The sequence below is a fragment of the Bradyrhizobium sp. Unk1 genome, from assembly GCF_059512345.1.
This window is the reverse complement of sequence record NZ_JCAMOP010000016.1, coordinates 45,940-62,016: the sequence shown is the minus strand read 5'-3', so window position 1 is coordinate 62,016 and position 16,077 is coordinate 45,940. Positions and strand designations below refer to the sequence as shown.

The 16,077-nt window shown below is 64.7% G+C and carries 17 protein-coding genes, 1 tRNA gene and 2 pseudogenes; 9 read left to right on the top strand and 11 right to left on the bottom strand.

Annotation, left to right across the window (positions count from 1 at the left end; all coding sequences use genetic code 11):
• Positions 1–36 precede the first annotated feature (36 nt).
• Entirely contained in the window at positions 37–342 is a 306-nt protein-coding gene (locus AC5ZFO_RS21605) for a hypothetical protein (RefSeq protein WP_282521185.1), read from the bottom strand.
• A 159-nt stretch (positions 343–501) separates the two neighbouring features.
• On the opposite strand from AC5ZFO_RS21605, the gene AC5ZFO_RS21600 reads away from it, so the two are divergent.
• On the top strand, positions 502–666 hold the full coding sequence (locus AC5ZFO_RS21600; protein WP_014494288.1) for a hypothetical protein: 165 nt from the start codon (positions 502–504) through the stop codon (positions 664–666).
• On the opposite strand, the gene AC5ZFO_RS21595 is transcribed toward AC5ZFO_RS21600, so the two are convergent.
• On the bottom strand, positions 663–1,193 hold the full coding sequence (locus tag AC5ZFO_RS21595; protein ID WP_282521186.1) for a gamma carbonic anhydrase family protein: 531 nt from the start codon (positions 1,191–1,193) through the stop codon (positions 663–665). The two genes, AC5ZFO_RS21600 and AC5ZFO_RS21595, sit on opposite strands and share 4 nt — an antisense overlap.
• An 80-nt stretch (positions 1,194–1,273) precedes the next feature.
• The gene (locus tag AC5ZFO_RS21590) at positions 1,274–1,603 is read right to left on the bottom strand and encodes a DUF6949 family protein (protein WP_014494286.1); all 330 of its coding nucleotides are present in this window, start codon (positions 1,601–1,603) and stop codon (positions 1,274–1,276) included.
• Positions 1,604–1,826: 223 nt separating this feature from the next.
• Here AC5ZFO_RS21590 and AC5ZFO_RS21585 point away from each other — a divergent pair, with 223 nt between their 5' ends.
• Together AC5ZFO_RS21585 and AC5ZFO_RS21580 are read left to right on the top strand one after the other, a co-directional pair.
• Complete coding sequence (locus tag AC5ZFO_RS21585; RefSeq protein ID WP_212453635.1) at positions 1,827–2,534, top strand: hypothetical protein; 708 nt, start codon at positions 1,827–1,829, stop codon at positions 2,532–2,534.
• A gap of 218 nt (positions 2,535–2,752) precedes the next feature.
• Positions 2,753–3,109, top strand: coding sequence for a PaaI family thioesterase (locus AC5ZFO_RS21580; protein WP_496122548.1), 357 nt, complete (start codon positions 2,753–2,755; stop codon positions 3,107–3,109).
• A 14-nt stretch (positions 3,110–3,123) separates the two neighbouring features.
• On the opposite strand, the gene AC5ZFO_RS21575 is transcribed toward AC5ZFO_RS21580, so the two are convergent.
• On the bottom strand, positions 3,124–3,342 hold the full coding sequence (locus AC5ZFO_RS21575) for a DUF3126 family protein (protein ID WP_007602550.1): 219 nt from the start codon (positions 3,340–3,342) through the stop codon (positions 3,124–3,126).
• Positions 3,343–3,466: 124 nt separating this feature from the next.
• Entirely contained in the window at positions 3,467–4,291 is an 825-nt protein-coding gene (gene cysE, locus AC5ZFO_RS21570) for a serine O-acetyltransferase (RefSeq protein WP_282521187.1), read from the bottom strand.
• 278 nt (positions 4,292–4,569) lie between these two features.
• Here cysE and AC5ZFO_RS21565 point away from each other — a divergent pair, with 278 nt between their 5' ends.
• Entirely contained in the window at positions 4,570–5,946 is a 1,377-nt protein-coding gene (locus AC5ZFO_RS21565) for a hypothetical protein (RefSeq protein WP_282521188.1), read from the top strand.
• Here the strand turns inward: AC5ZFO_RS21565 and AC5ZFO_RS21560 are convergent.
• A complete protein-coding gene (locus tag AC5ZFO_RS21560) occupies positions 5,932–6,687 on the bottom strand; it encodes an alpha/beta fold hydrolase (protein WP_282521189.1) in 756 nt (251 codons plus the stop codon). The two genes, AC5ZFO_RS21565 and AC5ZFO_RS21560, sit on opposite strands and share 15 nt — an antisense overlap.
• Positions 6,688–6,724: 37 nt before the next feature.
• Positions 6,725–7,861, bottom strand: a complete 1,137-nt coding sequence (locus AC5ZFO_RS21555; protein WP_282521190.1) for a hypothetical protein — start codon at positions 7,859–7,861, stop codon at positions 6,725–6,727.
• Between the two features lie 318 nt (positions 7,862–8,179).
• Between AC5ZFO_RS21555 and AC5ZFO_RS21550 the strand changes: the two genes are divergently transcribed.
• Both AC5ZFO_RS21550 and AC5ZFO_RS21545 read left to right on the top strand, forming a co-directional pair.
• Entirely contained in the window at positions 8,180–8,425 is a 246-nt protein-coding gene (locus tag AC5ZFO_RS21550; RefSeq protein WP_007602543.1) for a zinc-finger domain-containing protein, read from the top strand.
• Between the two features lie 19 nt (positions 8,426–8,444).
• Complete coding sequence (locus AC5ZFO_RS21545; RefSeq protein ID WP_496122514.1) at positions 8,445–9,647, top strand: FAD-dependent monooxygenase; 1,203 nt, start codon at positions 8,445–8,447, stop codon at positions 9,645–9,647.
• Positions 9,648–9,668: 21 nt separating this feature from the next.
• On the opposite strand, the gene AC5ZFO_RS21540 is transcribed toward AC5ZFO_RS21545, so the two are convergent.
• Positions 9,669–10,091: a twin-arginine translocation pathway signal gene (locus tag AC5ZFO_RS21540; protein WP_282521192.1), complete on the bottom strand. Its 423-nt coding sequence runs from the start codon at positions 10,089–10,091 to the stop codon at positions 9,669–9,671.
• Between the two features lie 175 nt (positions 10,092–10,266).
• On the opposite strand from AC5ZFO_RS21540, the gene AC5ZFO_RS21535 reads away from it, so the two are divergent.
• Positions 10,267–10,355: transfer RNA gene (locus AC5ZFO_RS21535), tRNA-Leu, on the top strand.
• 121 nt (positions 10,356–10,476) lie between these two features.
• On the opposite strand, the gene AC5ZFO_RS21530 is transcribed toward AC5ZFO_RS21535, so the two are convergent.
• Positions 10,477–11,808: a hypothetical protein gene (locus AC5ZFO_RS21530; RefSeq protein ID WP_282521193.1), complete on the bottom strand. Its 1,332-nt coding sequence runs from the start codon at positions 11,806–11,808 to the stop codon at positions 10,477–10,479.
• Between the two features lie 201 nt (positions 11,809–12,009).
• A pseudogene (locus tag AC5ZFO_RS21525) lies at positions 12,010–12,301 on the bottom strand (Clp protease/crotonase-like domain-containing protein); the annotation flags it as partial.
• 193 nt (positions 12,302–12,494) lie between these two features.
• On the opposite strand from AC5ZFO_RS21525, the gene AC5ZFO_RS21520 reads away from it, so the two are divergent.
• Both AC5ZFO_RS21520 and AC5ZFO_RS21515 read left to right on the top strand, forming a co-directional pair.
• Positions 12,495–12,671, top strand: coding sequence for a hypothetical protein (locus AC5ZFO_RS21520; protein ID WP_282521194.1), 177 nt, complete (start codon positions 12,495–12,497; stop codon positions 12,669–12,671).
• A 149-nt stretch (positions 12,672–12,820) separates the two neighbouring features.
• Positions 12,821–14,070: pseudogene (locus AC5ZFO_RS21515) on the top strand (multidrug effflux MFS transporter).
• On the opposite strand, the gene AC5ZFO_RS21510 reads toward AC5ZFO_RS21515, so the two are convergent.
• Entirely contained in the window at positions 14,052–15,866 is a 1,815-nt protein-coding gene (locus AC5ZFO_RS21510) for a glycosyltransferase family 39 protein (RefSeq protein WP_496122513.1), read from the bottom strand. The pseudogene AC5ZFO_RS21515 and the gene AC5ZFO_RS21510 sit on opposite strands and share 19 nt — an antisense overlap.
• Positions 15,867–16,077 lie beyond the last annotated feature (211 nt).

Here is a 16,077-nt window from a genome sequence, read left to right as displayed (position 1 = left end):
TCCTGACAGCCTCACTGTCTCACTTCCGCGCGAGCATCAGCAGCCGCGGCAGATGCCCTTCATCTTCTTGTCGAGCAGCTTGTTCTCGGCATTGACGGCGGCATCTGTAGACCCGCCTGTGGCCGCGCCGGTGGTGCCCCCGCGGGAGGCGCCGGATGATTGCGCCGTACCGAGGCTGTTGGTGCCGGGCGGCGACGCCGGGGAGTTGGCGACACCTCCCGCCGATCCGCTGGACCCGGTCGCGCCGCCGGTCGTTTGCGCGAACGACACCGCCGGCATCGCGGCGAGACTGAGGATCACGATCAAGGTCTTGATTGAAGTGTTTGCAGGCGACGTGGCCATCGGGGAATGCTCCTTTGGCTGTCAACGGTCCCGCCCAGGACGCGTTCCGGAACAAATCGCGTCACATCAGCTTGAAAGCGAGGATGGAGGCGCGATCAGCGCAAACAAGGACCCTGCCAAGCGGGCTGCGCGTTCCAGAGCCAGAAAGGCCAAATCACGATGACCGATCGCGATCCTTTTGCAGAGGGCGAACGCGCCGCGCGCGAAAACATCCCGGCCGAAGCCAATCCCTACTCGGACGGCAGCGATGAGCATGCGCTGTGGTCGGCTGGCCACGAGAAGATTGCGGGCGCCATGGAAGCCCGCGAGTCCGAAGGCAGCTAGCCGATCCGCTTCAGGCCTTTCTGGAAGCGCGGGCCGTTGGCCACGTAGAACCTCGCGGCACTCCCCATCTTCTGCACCTGGGCGTCGTCGAGCGTGCGGATCACGCGCGCGGGCGAGCCGATGATCAGGGCGCGTTCGGGAAATTCCTTGCCCTCGGTGATGACCGAGCCCGCACCGACGATGCTGTTGCGGCCGATCTTTGCGCCGTTCATCACGATCGAGCCCATCCCGATCAGCGCGCCCTCCTCGATCGTGCAGCCGTGCAGGATGACGTTGTGGCCGACGGTGCAGTTGTTGCCGATGACCAGGGGAAAGCCGAGGTCGGTGTGGCAGGTCGAGCCATCCTGCACATTGGCGCCCTCGCCGATCTCGATCCATTCATTGTCGCCGCGCAGCACGGCGCCGAACCAGACGCTCGCGCCCGGCTTCAGGCGCACGCGGCCGATCACGGTTGCGGTCTCGGCGATGAAGTAATTCCCGTCGGCGGGAAGATCGGGTGCCTGTCCGTCGAGCTCGTAGATCGCCATGGGGTTCTCCTGTCGCGTCGACCCCAGCCATAGCGAAACGGCGACGCGGAGGCAAAGGGCCGCCGCGCCACGCAGCCCTGTCAGACCAGAACGCCGGCGGCGCGCAGCGTCATCAGGAAGAAGGTGCCGCTCATCATGCTCCAGAAGCCGGCGATGACGGTCGCCATCATCACGAATTCGACGCGGCGGCTTTCCACCCGCATGCCGCGCAACGTGTTGCGCATGATGATGAAGGGCGCCGCGAACACCAGGAACGGAACCGCGGCAAACGTCTTCGGCGCCACGCCGTCCTGCAACAGGCCGAAGCCTGCCGGCCGTTGCGCAAACGCCTGGTATCCGTTCACGAGCGCGCCCGCGAGCGCGAAACCGATGCAGATCGAGAACAGAGAATTGAAGGCTTCAGGTGTCATCGGAACGGTCCGCCCTTACGCAACGCCGGAGCCTTCCTGTGACAAAGAGTGCCGGTTAACGCTACATTATCCTTAAGGGAAGGTTAACGTCGGTGGCCGATCCGCGCAGGGCCCTCCCCCGTCCCGGCGGCCGGGAACGCTGCGCGAATTCGCCGCCGCATGGCATATTCGCCGCTGATTCGTCGGCCACCGGCCGACTTCCCGGTTCGACTTGCGCAAGCTCATGACGATGTTTTCGGCAGCTCCCCTTCGGTCCTCCAGGACGCACCCTCGGGCGCATGTCGTCCCGATCGTGCTCGGCGGCACTGCGGCGCTGGGCGCGGTGGCACTCGTCGCCTATTTGCTGTGGCCGACCTGGGGCTCGGGCGGCGCGAATGCTCCGGACCGGCTGCCGGTGAGTGTCGGCGGCACGCTGTTCAACGTTCCCACGACCGCGATCCGAATGAAGATCCAGCGGCACTCCGGGCCGCAGGAGCGCATTGATCTCGACTTCCTCTACCCTTCGCTTGAGCCGCCGGGCGCGCCGAAACATGTCACCGCCGACACCGTGGAAGAGGCGATGCAACCGATCGACCGTGTCTTCCTGTCGATATCGGCGCATCACGATGCGCTGGCCCCGGAGCAGCGAACAGCCACGATCTATCCGCGCTATCTCGACCAGGCCGCGACCAATGCGGCGGACGGGCTGACGATGCGGATGTTCCGCGCCGACACGCCCTATGGCAGCGAAGACTTCTATTCCGCCGCAAGCCCGGCGCTGACCGCACGCTGCACGCGCGATGCCGCCACGCCCGGCATGTGCCTCTCCGAACGCCGTGTCGGCGGCGCCGATCTCACCTTCCGCTTTCCGCGGAGCTGGCTGTCGCAATGGCGCGATGTCGCGGAAGCACTGGACCGGCTGTCAGCGCAGCTGCGCGGGCCAAAGGGCTGAGCGCGGATTTCTTCCCCGCTGCGGGATCGGCTCGCAGCAAGGGGCTGGAGCCTCCCGGCAAAAAATGTCGAAAACAACCCCATGCACAGTAGCCAAGCGCCTGTCATCACTTCGTATTTTACGAAGCCAACTTGACCCGTCGGGCAAAACAGGGGTATGATGTCAGCATGGGCGATCGACTTGAATGATGCGGCAACCCATCTGCCTCCCGGCGCCCAATTGTTGGGCGCGAATGGCTCGGCTTTGACGAGGGCGGGCAGGCCCTGATCCGCTTCCAGGCTCAGCCCGCGTTCACCAACAGGCATGGTACGGTCCAGGGCGGCTTCCTGGCGGCGATGCTGGACTCCGCCACCGGGATTTGCGCGTTGGCCGCGCTTTCTCCCGACCTGACCGTGGTCACAAGAAGCTTGGACACGCGCTTCCTGAAGCCCGCAGCAGTTGGACCGATCACGGCAAGGGCGCGGGTCATCGAACGGACGGATCGCGATATGGTCGTGCAAGCCGAGCTTGTCGATGCGGACAGCATCGTTGTCGCTGATGCCACGGCGCGGCTGCGCATTCTGCCAAAGAAATAGATACGGGCGCGAGACTATTCCTGATCGACGAGATCGTCCTCGAGGATCGCCATCTGGAACTGGAACGAGCGATCATCATCCTCGTCATCGACGAAGAGCACGCCGATGAACTCCTCGCCGATATAGACCTCGGCGGAATCATCCTTCTTCGGCCGCGGCACGACGCGGATCTTGGGATTGCCGAATACGCGCTTCAGGTACGCGTCGAGCTTCCTTACTTCCTTGACGTCCACGGCAAGTCTCCAATCGAAATCTGGGTTGGCGGGGTTTTAGGACGAGACGCGACGAACCGCCAGCATGAATTGCCAAAGAACTTGGGGACGAGCTGGGCCGGAGAATCCGGCCCTTTTCTCGAGCTCAAAGTCCCATCGCGTTGATCATCTGATCCATGGTGCGCGACGGCTCGGCGCAGCCGGCCTCGCCAACGATCTTGGCGGGCACGCCGGCAACCGTGACGTTGTGCGGCACCGGCTTGACCACGACCGAGCCGGCGGCGATGCGCGCGCAATGACCGATCTCGATGTTGCCGAGGATCTTTGCGCCGGCGCCGATCAGGACGCCGTGACGGATCTTCGGATGGCGGTCCTCGTTCTCCTTGCCGGTGCCGCCGAGCGTGACGCCGTGCAGGATCGAGACGTCATCCTCGATCACCGCGGTCTCACCGCAGACGAAGCCGGTGGCGTGGTCGAGGAAGATGCCGCGGCCGATGCGCGCGGCGGGATTGATGTCGGTCTGGAATACTGCAGACGCGCGGCTCTGGAGATAATACGCAAAGTCCTTGCGGCCCTTCAGCCAGAGCCAGTGCGCGAGGCGATGGGTCTGAATGGCGTGAAAGCCCTTGAAGTAGAGCAAGGGGTCGATGAAGCGGGACGTCGCGGGATCGCGGTCGTAGACGGCGACGAGATCGGCGCGGAAGGCGTTGCCGAGATCGGGAGCCTCGCGTAGCGCCTCGTCATAGGTCTGGCGCACGAGATCACCCGACAGCGCGGAATGATCGAGCCGGTCGGCGAGACGATGGATCACCGAATCTTCCAGGCGACTGTGATGCAGCACCGTCGAGTAGATGAAGGTCGCAAGCTCCGGCTCGCGATGGACGATGTCCTCCGCCTCGCCGCGGATCCGATCCCAGATCGGATCGAGCGTTGCGAGCTTTCCTCCCGGACTGACCTGATGCACTGCCATAGGATCTGCTCTTTCGAATTGGCTCATTTTGCTGGCTCTATAACACAGTCTAGCCGACGAAGTCCCGACGGGCTTGCCTGAGAGTGAACAGTGAGTTGCTCCGCGAAAGCACGCCAACGCCTTGAAACACAACAGTTTCTTCTGACGCCCCCAGGCGGCGAGGTTCGGCTCAAAATGGTCAGGGTTTTGCCAAATTCAAGCCGGGCAGCGTCAAACTATTGGTGAATTCCGCCTCGACGGCTATTGCGGGCATGGTCGGGGAACACGACGGAGCAGATTTGAGCATCACCACCGATCAATTGCGCGCGGGCGCCGCGGGCTCGTATTGGCTGCGGCTGGCGGCGGTGGGACTGCCCCTCCTCTTGATCGCGCCGGCGTTCTGGAACGGCTATCCGCTGTTGCAATGGGATACCGGCGGCTATCTGGCGCGCTGGTACGAAGGCTATCTGGTCCCGAGCCGCTCCACCGTGTTCGGCCTTTATCTGCACTACGGCGAGAATTTCGGCTTCTGGATCAATCTCGCGGTCCAGTCGCTGGCGACGCTATGGCTGTTGCAACTGACGCTGCGCGTACTCGGGTTGATGCAGACGTCTCGCTTCGTCGCGATCAGCCTCTGCCTGATCCTGTCGACCGCGCTGCCCTGGCTCGCGAGCATGCTGCTCACGGACATCTTTGCAGGGCTCTCGATCCTGTCCCTGTTCTTGCTGGTCATCGGCGCGAGCCGGACATCGGGCCTCGAAAAGATCTCGCTGTTCGTCTTCACCGCCTTTGCCGCCGCTACCCACAGCGCCACACTCGGCGTGCTGTTCGGGCTCTGCGCCGCCGGCTGGATGGTGCGGCCGTTCCTGGGGAGCCGCCTGCCGCTCGCCGGATTGGCGCAGGCAAGCCTCACCATCGTCGTCGGCGGCCTGATGCTGGTGTCGGCAAACCACGCGCTGTCGGGCAAATGGGCCTGGACGCCCGGCGGCTATGGCGTCGCTTTCGGACGCATGATGCAGGACGGTATCGTCGCGCGCTTCCTCGACGATCATTGCCCGCGCGAGCGCTACAAGCTCTGTCCCTATCGCGACCAATTGCCGGCAACCGCCGACGAGTTCCTGTGGGGCAAGAGCATGTTCAACACGCTCGGCCGCTTCGAAGGCATGAACGACGAGATGGGCTATATCGTCGTGCAATCGCTCGCCGACTATCCGGCGTGGCAGGCCGGCGCGGCGTTGCGGGCGATGGGCCAGCAATTGCTGCATGTGGCCACCGGCGAAGGCACCAGTGTCTGGATCGGACACACCTACGGCATCATCGAGCGCTACATCCCGGCCCAGGTCGCGCCGATGCGCGCGGCGCGGCAACAGAATCACGGCCTCGATTTCGACCACGTCAACTGGCTGCACGTTCCCGTCGCGCTGGCCTCGATGCTGGCGCTGGTCGGGCTGCTCGCGCATGCGCTCGCGAACCGCCGGCTCGACGATCTGACGCTGCTGGCGGCAACCGTGACGCTGGCGCTGCTCGGCAACGCCTTCATCTGCGGTGTGATCTCGGGCCCGCACGACCGCTACGGCGCACGGATGGTGTGGGTCGCGACCTTCGTGGTGCTGATGGCGCTGGCGCGTCGTTTCGGTGACGACCAGCCTGACGACGAGACCTCAGCCGCGGCGTGACAGGAAGTCGAGCACGCCGGTCTTGTAGACCTTGTCGCCGACCGCGCGCATGTGGTCGCGGTTGGGGATATCGAGCACTTCCGATCCCGGGATGATGGCGCCGAGCGCGCTGGCGGATCCTGCGACGTCGTCGGTGCTGCCGACCGCGATCAGCACGGGCACGTCGATGCGCGCGGCCTCTTCCTTCGTCATGAGGTCGCGGGTGCCGCGCAGGCAGGCGGCGAGCGCACGACGGTCGGAACGGGTCTGATCGGCGAAGGCGCGAAACGTGCGGCCGACCGGATCGGTGACGTCGTCGAGCGAGGGCGCCTCCAGCGCCTTCGCGACGTTCTCGCCGGGTCCGGTGCCCTCGATCAGGCCGCCGATGCCGATGCCGCCGAGGATCGCCGAGCGCAGGCGCTGCGACTCGTTGAGGGAGAGCCAGGCCGTCATCCGCCCGCCCATCGAATAGCCCATCATGTCGGCCTGCGGAATCGCGAGATGATCCATCAGCGCGAGCACGTCGCCGGCCATGGTCGGGATCGAGTACTGCGTGGGCTCGTAGAGCTTTGCGCTTTCGCCATGACCGCGATTGTCGAGCGCGATGACACGGCGGCCGTTCTTGCGCAGTTCCGAGACCCAGGTCGGATAGACCCAGTTCACGTTCTTGCTCGAGGCAAAGCCGTGCACCAGGATGATCGGATCGCCCTCGCCTTCGTCGAGATAGGCAATTTCAACGGCGCCGTTGTGAAAGCTCGGCATCAGCAGTTCCGCGGTCTTGAGGGGGAGAGGCTTGATCTTAGGCCGTGACGGCCGCATTCACCAGTGCAGCTTCGGCGGCGATCTTGGCACGGCGAAGGCGCCGCGCCCGTCTGCGATCACACCAGGCCTGGGTCAGGCGCTCCGTCGTCGCCTTGATCGAGGACAGCAGGCCGAACAGCGTCAGTGCCGCGCCGAACAGCCAGAGCGCCAGATCGAACATGCCGCCGACGAGCAGCAGCGCGCCGCGGCCGAGCAGCTTCATGATCGCGCGGGTCTTGCCGCCCTGCGCTTCCGCCAGCCGGGCCGCGCGCGCGACGTCCTTCGGGCCTTCGGCGATGCGCAGCGTATCCATGGCGCCGCGCGTGCCGGTCTTTTCGGCAACGCGGGTGACGTCCTTGCCGAGCCGGACCAGCGCGCCGGCCTTCTCGGCGCGGAACGCGGCCTTGATCGCGCTCGCGGTCTCGCCGGGGCGGAACACCGAGCCCTTGGCGACGGCGTTCTGGAGCATCGGCGTATCGACCACCTCGCGCGCCGACCGGCCGGCCCATGCGGCAAGTCCCTCGCCGAGCCGCCCGACCTTGCGGGCATCCTTCACCAGCGTCAGTCCAGCGCGAACAGGCGCAGCACCGCCAACGGAGACGTAGGTCACGGCCGTCACGGCAAGGCCCGCGGCCGCAAGCCCCAGCACCAGGCGATCGGTGTCCTCGCCCATGGCAAGGTGCTTGCCCTCGCGCACGACGTCCCTGATGTCGCCGATCACGAAGAGATCGCCGGCGACGGTTCCGGACAGGCTCGCGACATCGTCGGCGTTGCCGGTGACGAGGCCGGTGGCGAACCGTTTGGCGAAATGCCCCGTGGAATTTTCTTCCTTGACCGCATCGCTCACGCGGTTGAGGAGGTCGTCGGGCAGCGCGATGTTGCGTTCACGCGCCAGCGCGACAAAACTGTCGGCGAGATCGGCGTCGCCGGCGGCGAACGCGGCCTCGATATTGTCCTGAACCAGGCGGTCGTTCTGCCGCAGCAGCGCATCGAGCTTGAGCTCGGAGAGCGCCGCCGGATCGTCCTGGGCGGAGAGGAGCGCGCCGGCCTCGCGGGCATGCGGCGCTACCTGCGCGAGCATGAAGCTGCACGCCGCAATACCGGTCAACGCCGTGCTGATTCGCAGCCACTTCATGCCAAGAGTCATACCAAGAGCCTGGACGATCCCCGAGATCATTGCGCCTGATGGTTGTCTTTCGTCGCAATTCCGCTCGTCCACAGACATAGTATGCCAAAATTGCGACACAACGTCCCCGACGAAAGAAGGGCTTCTCTCAGGCCGCAAGATTGTGTCGAATTTGCATGAGCAAATGAGCATGGGGCAATTGCGAACCTTTCGGTTCCGCTGGACTAGCAATCATCTGCACCCACCAGTATGGTCCGCGGCGCCTCAAAGATGCCGCGTCAGTGTTTGATTGTGTCTGCCGCCATTGCCACTCCAGGATGAACTACGATGTCCGACCATGTCGTCCCGCACTTCCATAACGATGCCGGTGTCCCCGTCATCGAGATCGGCTCGCAAGAGTTCATGTGCGTCGGCGCCAACCCTCCGTTCGATCATCCGCACGTCTTCCTGGACCTCGGCAACGACAACGAGATCATCTGCCCCTATTGCTCGACGCTGTACCGTTTCGCCGCCGACCTGAAGGCCGGCGAGGCCCGTCCGCCGGAATGCGTGCTGAAGGACAAGGTGGCCTGACCGCCTCTCACGGTCAGGGGTGGCGCTCTCCCGAACGATTGTCATCGCCGGTGCCGGCATCGGTGGACTGACCGCCGCGCTTGCGCTCGCAGCCCGGGGCTTCCGCATCGTCGTGCTGGAAAAGGCCGAGCGGCTCGAGGAAGTCGGTGCCGGCCTGCAACTCTCCCCCAACGCCAGCCGCGTGCTGGTCGAGCTCGGCCTCACCGAGCGGCTCAAGCGAAGCGCCGTCACGCCTGAGGCACTCTGCGTCATGAGTGCGCGGGCCGGCGGCGAGCTGCTGCGCATGCCGCTCGGCGAAGCCGCTTCCGCGCGGGCCGGCGCGCCCTATTGGGTGGTGCACCGCGCCGACCTGCAATCCGCGCTGGCCGGCGCGGTCTCCGACCATCCCGATATCGACCTGAAGTTAGGTGCGACCTTCGAGGATGTGGCGCCCCACGCCAAGGGGCTGACGGTCGTCCATCGCAGCGGCACGATACGCCGCAGCGATCTGGCCAGCGCACTGATCGGCGCCGACGGCATCTGGTCGACGGTACGCCAGCATCTGTTTCCCGAGGTGCAGCCGCGCTTCTCCGGCCTGATCGCCTGGCGCGGCACGCTCGATGCCACGCAACTGCCGAAGGATTTTACCGCGCGGCGGGTGCAACTCTGGATGGGTCCGAATGCCCATCTCGTCGCTTATCCGATCGCCGGCGGGCGCCAGATCAACGTGGTCGCGGTGCTGCCGGGGACCTGGAACAGGCCCGGCTGGAGCACGCCGGGCGATCCGTTCGAGGTGATGGACGCCTTCGCGGCACCGCGCTGGCCGTCGGCGGCCAGGATGATGCTCACTGCCGTCGACAATTGGCGCAAATGGGCGCTGTTCGGCGTGCCGGACGGCTGCCCCTGGAGCGAAGGACCGGTCGGCCTGCTCGGTGACGCCGTGCATGCGATGCTGCCATTCGCGGCCCAGGGCGCCGGCATGGCGATCGAGGACGCCGCCGTGCTCGCCCGGCATCTGAGCCTCGAGGCTGCCGAGAGCGCGGCCGGCATCGCGGCGGCGCTGAAGCAATATGGCCGCGCGCGGCAGGCACGGGTGCGGCGGGTGCAGCGGACAGCGCGGCAGCAGGGCCGCATCTATCATCTCAGTGGGCCGTTCGCGATCGCGCGCGATGTTGCGATCCGCGCGCTCGGCCCGGAGCGCATGCTGGCGCGGCAGGACTGGATCTACGGCTGGCGCCCCTGAGGCGGACGCAATCGTGTCAGCTCAGCGAACGGCGCTACCGGATTTCGGGGCGGGCTTGATGTCCGGCCGCTGCGGAGCAGAGGCCGCCGGCGTCACACCGGGCGGCGTTTCCCGGCACCTGTTGCGGCGCCATGCCTCCTCGGCAAGTTGCGACTGCCCGCGCACCGCAATGTAGTCGTTGCGATAGGCGAGCTCGGACACGACGGCGCCTCCGGCCCCGGTCTCGGCCTTGTCCATCAGCTTCTGCAAATCGGCGGTGCGGGCGGCAAGCGCCTTGCGCTCACCCTCGAGCTGCTTGCAGTCGTACAATTCGTATTTGCCAGGGTCGGCAAAGGCCGGAGCGACCGTCTCGCTCATGCTGGCGCAGCCGGACAGTGCGCCGCCCGCAAGCAGCACAACGAGCGCGCCGCAGAAGCGCAGCGGAGAGGAAAGCGAAGCAGCCATGCCGGATGAATAGTCCCCGTGGATTGAGAATGCCTAAAGCAACAACAGATGTCCGGATTGAGGCTTTGCCTTGCGCGGCCGGCTCGCTTAAGGAAGAACCGCTCATCCGGCCCACGAAACGCACCAATTCCAGACGGCCGGAGGTGGACTTAACTATTTGATCTCGTTGGATCAAGCGGGCATGGCGGAATTGGTAGACGCAAGGGACTTAAAATCCCTCGGCGCGCAAGCGCTGTGCCGGTTCGACCCCGGCTGCCCGCACCATCGGAGCTGACGGGGCGAGCCTCCGCCCAAAGGCGGGCGGCAGAACGATGCAGTCGCGAACCGGATGGAGCCTGCGCGGGGGCAAGGCGCCGTCCTTTTCCGGCGGACGCGGCGGCATGCGTTATGACTGCGCACCTTCCGTCTCCAGCCGCATCGGCTCGGCGCGAAAGTCGAGCAGCAGGATCCAGAAACTTGTCAGCGCAATGATGAGCAGGATGAAGCTGCCCTCGAATGCCGTCCCCAGAATCGAGATCAGTGCCGGAAAGGCGAGACCGACGGCGAGGAACGCGGCAAGTGACAGGGCCGGAAGATCGACGACGAGGATCGCGGCATAAAGCGCGAGCTCGAAAAAGGCATATTCCTTGAGGCGCGGCGAGCTGAGATAGAGCGCAAACATCGCGAACACCGTGATGCGCATGGCGACGCGGGGATGATCCATCAGCCAGCGATCCAGTCGCGCAAGAAGTGATCCGCCTTCCTGCGGCGGCGGGCTCTTGACGACACGCAGGATGGACAAGGCGAACGGCAGCAGCACGAGCGCGAGTGCTGCGAATGCATAGGTCGCGAACGTCGCCGCCTTGCTGTCACCGAGGCCGGCAAAATCCATGAGGTCGCGCGCCGCCAGCAGCAGCGACGGATTGATCTCGAAGAGATCGACGAGATGCTGGTCAGGGATCTTTCCGCCCATCGCCAGTTGCCAGCTCGCGAACAGCTCGGGGTACATCAGCCGCGATATCAGGATCGGCAATGCGAAGCTGAACGCCGCGACCGCGATCAGCGCGAGCTTGCGGCCGCGCGGCAGCGGCAGGAAATAGAGAGCGGCCAGCACGGGAAAGAACACCAGCTTGAACGACGTCACGAGGCCGAGCAGCGCGGCGCCGGCGAGCCGCCGCGGAAAGTTGCTGTCCTCAGGCGCATCGGATGCGGACAGAGAGAGCAGAAACCTCAGCGCCATCGCGGTCAGCACGCCGCTCAGGATCGCGAAGTTGCCGGACGCCTGCACCCATTCGAAACCGACGAACGCGCCGAGCGCGCAGAGCACCCTCAGCGCAACATCGCGCGCGCTCGGGCGCGTTCGGCCAAGACCGGGCAAGAGGAGCCCGCAAAGCACGGCGAGGACAGGAAAGATGCCCTTGTAGTGATCAACCATGAATCCACCCGCGCAGAAGGGGCGGAAGACGTCCAGCGTCACCGGGAGATAGGGATAAGAGAGCTTGGTGCCCTTCAGGTTCTTGACGAAATAAGGATCGAGCCCGCCGGCATATGCATCGACCGCCGCGCAATTGACGCGGGTGTCCCAGCCATATTTCATGTCGAGCACGGCGTCGTTGGCGAGATTGCCGAGCACCAGCAGTGTGGTCAGTGCGATCAGGCAGGCAAGCCAGAAGTTCCGCCGCGAAGCCGTGTCGGCCGAGGGCTCCAACCATCGTGCTGCACCGGTGACATCGGACACAATCGGATACCTTGTTTGGCCAGGTTTCTCCCGGCGCCAACGCGGCGCCAGCCGTGCCACCATGGACAGGATGGGTTGCGGATTCATCTCCCCTGTGCGTTGCGCTCGCGCTTATGGTGAATCCCTGGTTGCCAGCGCTCCGCCTGGACGGCGGGGAACCGGTTCCCTGTCGCCGCGACCGCCAGATCCGCCGCGCCACCCCTACCGCGACGAGCGGACGGCAAGCCAGGCATCGAGCGCTTCGCGCGTGTCCCGTGCCGCCGCCATGCGTGCGAACTGCTCGCTCTCGATGGCGAGGCCTTCCGAGATCGAGACGTTGAGGCCCCGCGTGGCGGCGGTGATGACCCGCGCGACGGCGAGGCGCGAATGCCGTGTGATGCGGCTTGCGGCCCGCGAGCCACGGCAGGCGCTGTTTGCCGCCGAAGGTCGGCGTGATGCCGATCGCGATCTCGGGCTTGGCGAAGCTCGCGCGCTCGCTCGCGACGACAAGATGCCTCACGCAATCACATTCTATGATTGATACTTTACACAAAATCGCCTTGAGATAATCTGATGATGGGACGGATTGAATCTCGTGGTTGAGTGGGGTTTCGCTGTCGGAGAGAGCCAGCCCCAAAACAACGCGACGGCGTTTTTCCGCAGCCATATAGGGCCGCAAAACTGATTTCTGAATATCAGGATTGATCATGCCTTTAACGGACGACCAAGTCATCGAAGCAATCAAGAAAGCCAATTCGGAAGAGATTGAGAGAAAGGTCTACGACAAGATCAGGGGCGACTTGAGTCCGGATATCTCCCTTAGCAAAGAGCCGCTTGTTAAGCCGGGAATCTTAGAACTTTGGATTGCGAAAGTTACGAGCTGATCGCTCGATTGATTGACCCAGGAGTTCCGCCCGGCCCGCGACCTCACAAACTCGTGTGCGCCGCCGCCCCGCCTGTCAGCCATCCCGAAACATGGGTTGTGCGACGCAGCATAACCGATCAAAAAGCCTCTGATTTTCAGAGGTGAGCTTTGTCCGACGTCAATGCCGACGATTGGGTGTCCTCGGGACACCGGCCTATGGGTTTTCCAGAATTCGTCATCGTGATCGCGTCCATCATGGCGCTGAATCCGCTTGCGATGGACATGATGCTGCCGGCGCTGCCCAACATAGGGGCAGCCTTCGCCATTCCCAACGCCAACCATCTTCAGCTGGTGCTCTCGACCTTCCTGATCGGCTTCGGCGCCGGCCAGTTCGTCATGGGCCCGTTGTCGGACCGCTTCGGCCGCCGCCCGGTGCTGCTCGGCGGCATGGCCGTCTATGCGGTGGCGAGCGTGCTGGCGGTCGCCGCGCCCTCGTTCGAGACGCTGCTGCTGGCGCGCGCGCTGCAAGGGCTCGGCACGTCGGCAACGCGCGTGATCGCGACCTCGATTGTGCGCGACTGTTATGTCGGCCGCCGGATGGCGAGCGTGATGTCGCTCGCCATGATGGTGTTCATCGCGGTACCGGTGATCGCGCCCTCGTTCGGGCAGGCGGTGCTGCTGGTCACGCATTGGCGCGGCATCTTCGTCGTACTGATGCTCTACGGATTGCTCGCGCTCGCATGGAGCGTGCTGCGGCTGCCTGAAACCCTTCCCGAGTCCGAACGCAGGTCGCTGGCGCCCGCAGACGTGCTCTCGGCATTCCGGCAGACCGTGACCAACCGCCAGACCATCGGCTATGCGACGGCCGCCGGCAGCGTGATAGGCGCACTCTTTGCCTATGTCTTCTCGGCGCAGCAGGTCTTCACCGGCATCTATCATCTCGGCCACTATTTCCCGATTGCTTTCGCCGCGATCGCGGCCGGCACCGCGATCGCCGGCTTCCTCAATGCGAAGCTGGTCGGACGGCTCGGCATGCGCGTGATCTCGCACGGCGCGCTGACGCTCTACACCGCGGTTGCGGGCGTGATGCTGCTGACGGAAAGCCTCGGCATGCTGCCGCTTTCCTTGTTCATGGTGCTGTCCGCTCTGATGATGTTCTCGTTCGGCATGATGGTCGCGAACTTCACCGCACTGGCCATGGAGCCGCAGGGCCACATCGCCGGCACCGCCTCCTCGCTCTACGGCTCGATCACGACGCTGATCGGCATCGTCGTCGGCATGGCGATCGGGCAGAGTTTCGACGGCACGCTGCTGCCGTTCTCGGTGGCTTCTTCCTGTCGACGCTGGCGGCGCTTGCGATCGTGCTGGTGGTGGAAAAGGGACGGCTGTTCAAGCCGCATCATCGTCCCATCGCATGAGGAACTTCCCGGCCGGGTCGATGTTGTACTGCAGCAATTCGAAAGGCCGCCTCATGGAACCGGAACATCGCGAAGACAACACCACCCCGGATCGGGCGGAAACGGAACGCCCGACGTCGGGCGCCGACCAAGCTCCGTTCACTCCCCCCTTCGCGAGCGAAGGCCTCGAGCGAATCCGCGACAGCCATTGCTGAGCGCAAAGCCTGGTCCGGCGGGCGCCTGCTGGCGCTGAAGTCCTGCGCGGCGCTCTCGGGCGTCGCGCTGCTCGTTCGCGGTGGCACGATCAGCACGACCACGTCTCGCGTCAGGCCGGGCTTGCCCCATAGCGTCGCCTGCACGGTGAACTGCCGCTTGACGAAATGCCCGGCGCGCGCGGACACCGACTCCATCCACCTGCCGCAATAGTCCTGGCCGCTGAAACAGAGCGCGGCCCAACCACGATCCAATGTCGTCTTTCGCGGCAGGCCCCACATGTACTGAAATTCGAACGGCCGCGCGTAATACTGGTCCGGACTGTAGAACGCGGTCGCAAAGGCCAGCGAATCGTCGCCACTGACGGCGCTGAGGGGTTCCTCGGTCAGCTCGTGCCATTCCCGGGTGAGCTCGTTGGCTACCTGCGCGTAGAAATTCCGGCCCTCTTCGTAGCCGTGATTGTTGCGATAGACGGCGTGAATCGGGGCGGCGACGAAGACAGCGGCGAGCCCAACGATTGCGGTCATGACCGTGACATTGACGGTGTAGAATCTTTCGATCGGGTAGCGCGTGCCGCAAACGATCAGCACAGCGAACAGGAACAGCCCTTGCAGCGCCCATAGCGACGGCAGATCGGTGCCCATCGCCAGCGACGTCAGGACCGGCAGCACGATCGTGCCGATCGCAACATAGAAAAGAAGCCGCAGGCCGGAACTCATCGCGGCGAAGTCGGCCGCAAATTGCTTCAGCCGTGTGCCTGCGATGATCACCCAGATGACGGCCGATACGCTGATGGCCGCAAGGAGTCCGAGCAGGAAGTTCTGCACCTCGCCGAGTGAGCTCACGAAGTTGCCGTTGGCGTGCGCCATCGCGTAGGTGAAGGCCGACGCGCCCGTCGTCGCGAGCCAGTAGATGTGCGGCGACAATACCGCGAGCCCGATCACGACCGATATCCACGGCGAAGCGGACGTGAAATAGGCGCGGCGCGCGGGATGGGCCAGCGCGGCAAATGCAAAGCTTGCCACGAGGAAGACCGAATAATATTTGCCGACCATCGCCAGCGCCGTCGTGCATCCTACGGCGACCGCCCAGGCCGCGCTGCGGGTCTCGAACGCGCGCAGAAAACACCAGGTCGCGAGCGGCCAGAGCGCAAGCAGCACCGCATTGGCGTTGAAGCGCTGGGCGTGGAATTGATAGGCCGGCGTCAGCATCAAGAGCAGCAGCACCAGGATGCGTTTGTCCCCGGTCACGAACTGCCGTGCGATCCGGTCGACGAAAAACAGGGCGAGCCCGGCATTGGCCATCGCCATCAATTGCAACGACCAGTCGGTGAGCGGGAAGACGGCGGTCCACACCGCCGTAACCCAGCCCATCAACGGCGGATGCTTGTGATAGCCCCACGCGAAACGGCGCCCGAGCGTCCAGGCCTCGAGGGTATCGGGGTGCAGGCCGCTGCCGGCATAGGCGACGGCCAGATAGATCGTCCAGAGCGCGACGAAGCACACAATGAGAAGCGGTACGGCCCAGCCCGTCTCGACGCCGTCGAGCCAGCGCAGGAAAGGCCGCCGCCATCGCGCCGGCGCGCGATCGGACCGCTCTGCCATTGCTCGAAATGAAAAATCAATCGCCACGGGACTCGAATGCAGGAAGGAAGTGATGGGCAAACTGCGCACATCTATTTCAAGTCAGAAACAAATAGCAATGATTGGACACTGGAAGAGTTAAAAGCTGACGCCAGGCTGACAAACGAAAACGGCGCCGCTGATGACAGCGACGCCGCGTAACGGTCGGGGAAGGCGCGCTGGCGCGCCCTCG

Coding starts and splice junctions, on each gene's coding strand:
- AC5ZFO_RS21605 (WP_282521185.1), bottom strand. CDS start 342: ATGGCCACGTCGCCTGCAAACACTTCAATCAAGACCTTGATCGTGATC.
- AC5ZFO_RS21600 (WP_014494288.1), top strand. CDS start 502: ATGACCGATCGCGATCCTTTTGCAGAGGGCGAACGCGCCGCGCGCGAA.
- AC5ZFO_RS21595 (WP_282521186.1), bottom strand. CDS start 1,193: ATGGCGATCTACGAGCTCGACGGACAGGCACCCGATCTTCCCGCCGAC.
- AC5ZFO_RS21590 (WP_014494286.1), bottom strand. CDS start 1,603: ATGACACCTGAAGCCTTCAATTCTCTGTTCTCGATCTGCATCGGTTTC.
- AC5ZFO_RS21585 (WP_212453635.1), top strand. CDS start 1,827: ATGACGATGTTTTCGGCAGCTCCCCTTCGGTCCTCCAGGACGCACCCT.
- cysE (WP_282521187.1), bottom strand. CDS start 4,291: ATGGCAGTGCATCAGGTCAGTCCGGGAGGAAAGCTCGCAACGCTCGAT.
- AC5ZFO_RS21560 (WP_282521189.1), bottom strand. CDS start 6,687: ATGCCGAGCTTTCACAACGGCGCCGTTGAAATTGCCTATCTCGACGAA.
- AC5ZFO_RS21555 (WP_282521190.1), bottom strand. CDS start 7,861: ATGAAGTGGCTGCGAATCAGCACGGCGTTGACCGGTATTGCGGCGTGC.
- AC5ZFO_RS21550 (WP_007602543.1), top strand. CDS start 8,180: ATGTCCGACCATGTCGTCCCGCACTTCCATAACGATGCCGGTGTCCCC.
- AC5ZFO_RS21540 (WP_282521192.1), bottom strand. CDS start 10,091: ATGGCTGCTTCGCTTTCCTCTCCGCTGCGCTTCTGCGGCGCGCTCGTT.
- AC5ZFO_RS21520 (WP_282521194.1), top strand. CDS start 12,495: ATGCCTTTAACGGACGACCAAGTCATCGAAGCAATCAAGAAAGCCAAT.
- AC5ZFO_RS21510 (WP_496122513.1), bottom strand. CDS start 15,866: ATGGCAGAGCGGTCCGATCGCGCGCCGGCGCGATGGCGGCGGCCTTTC.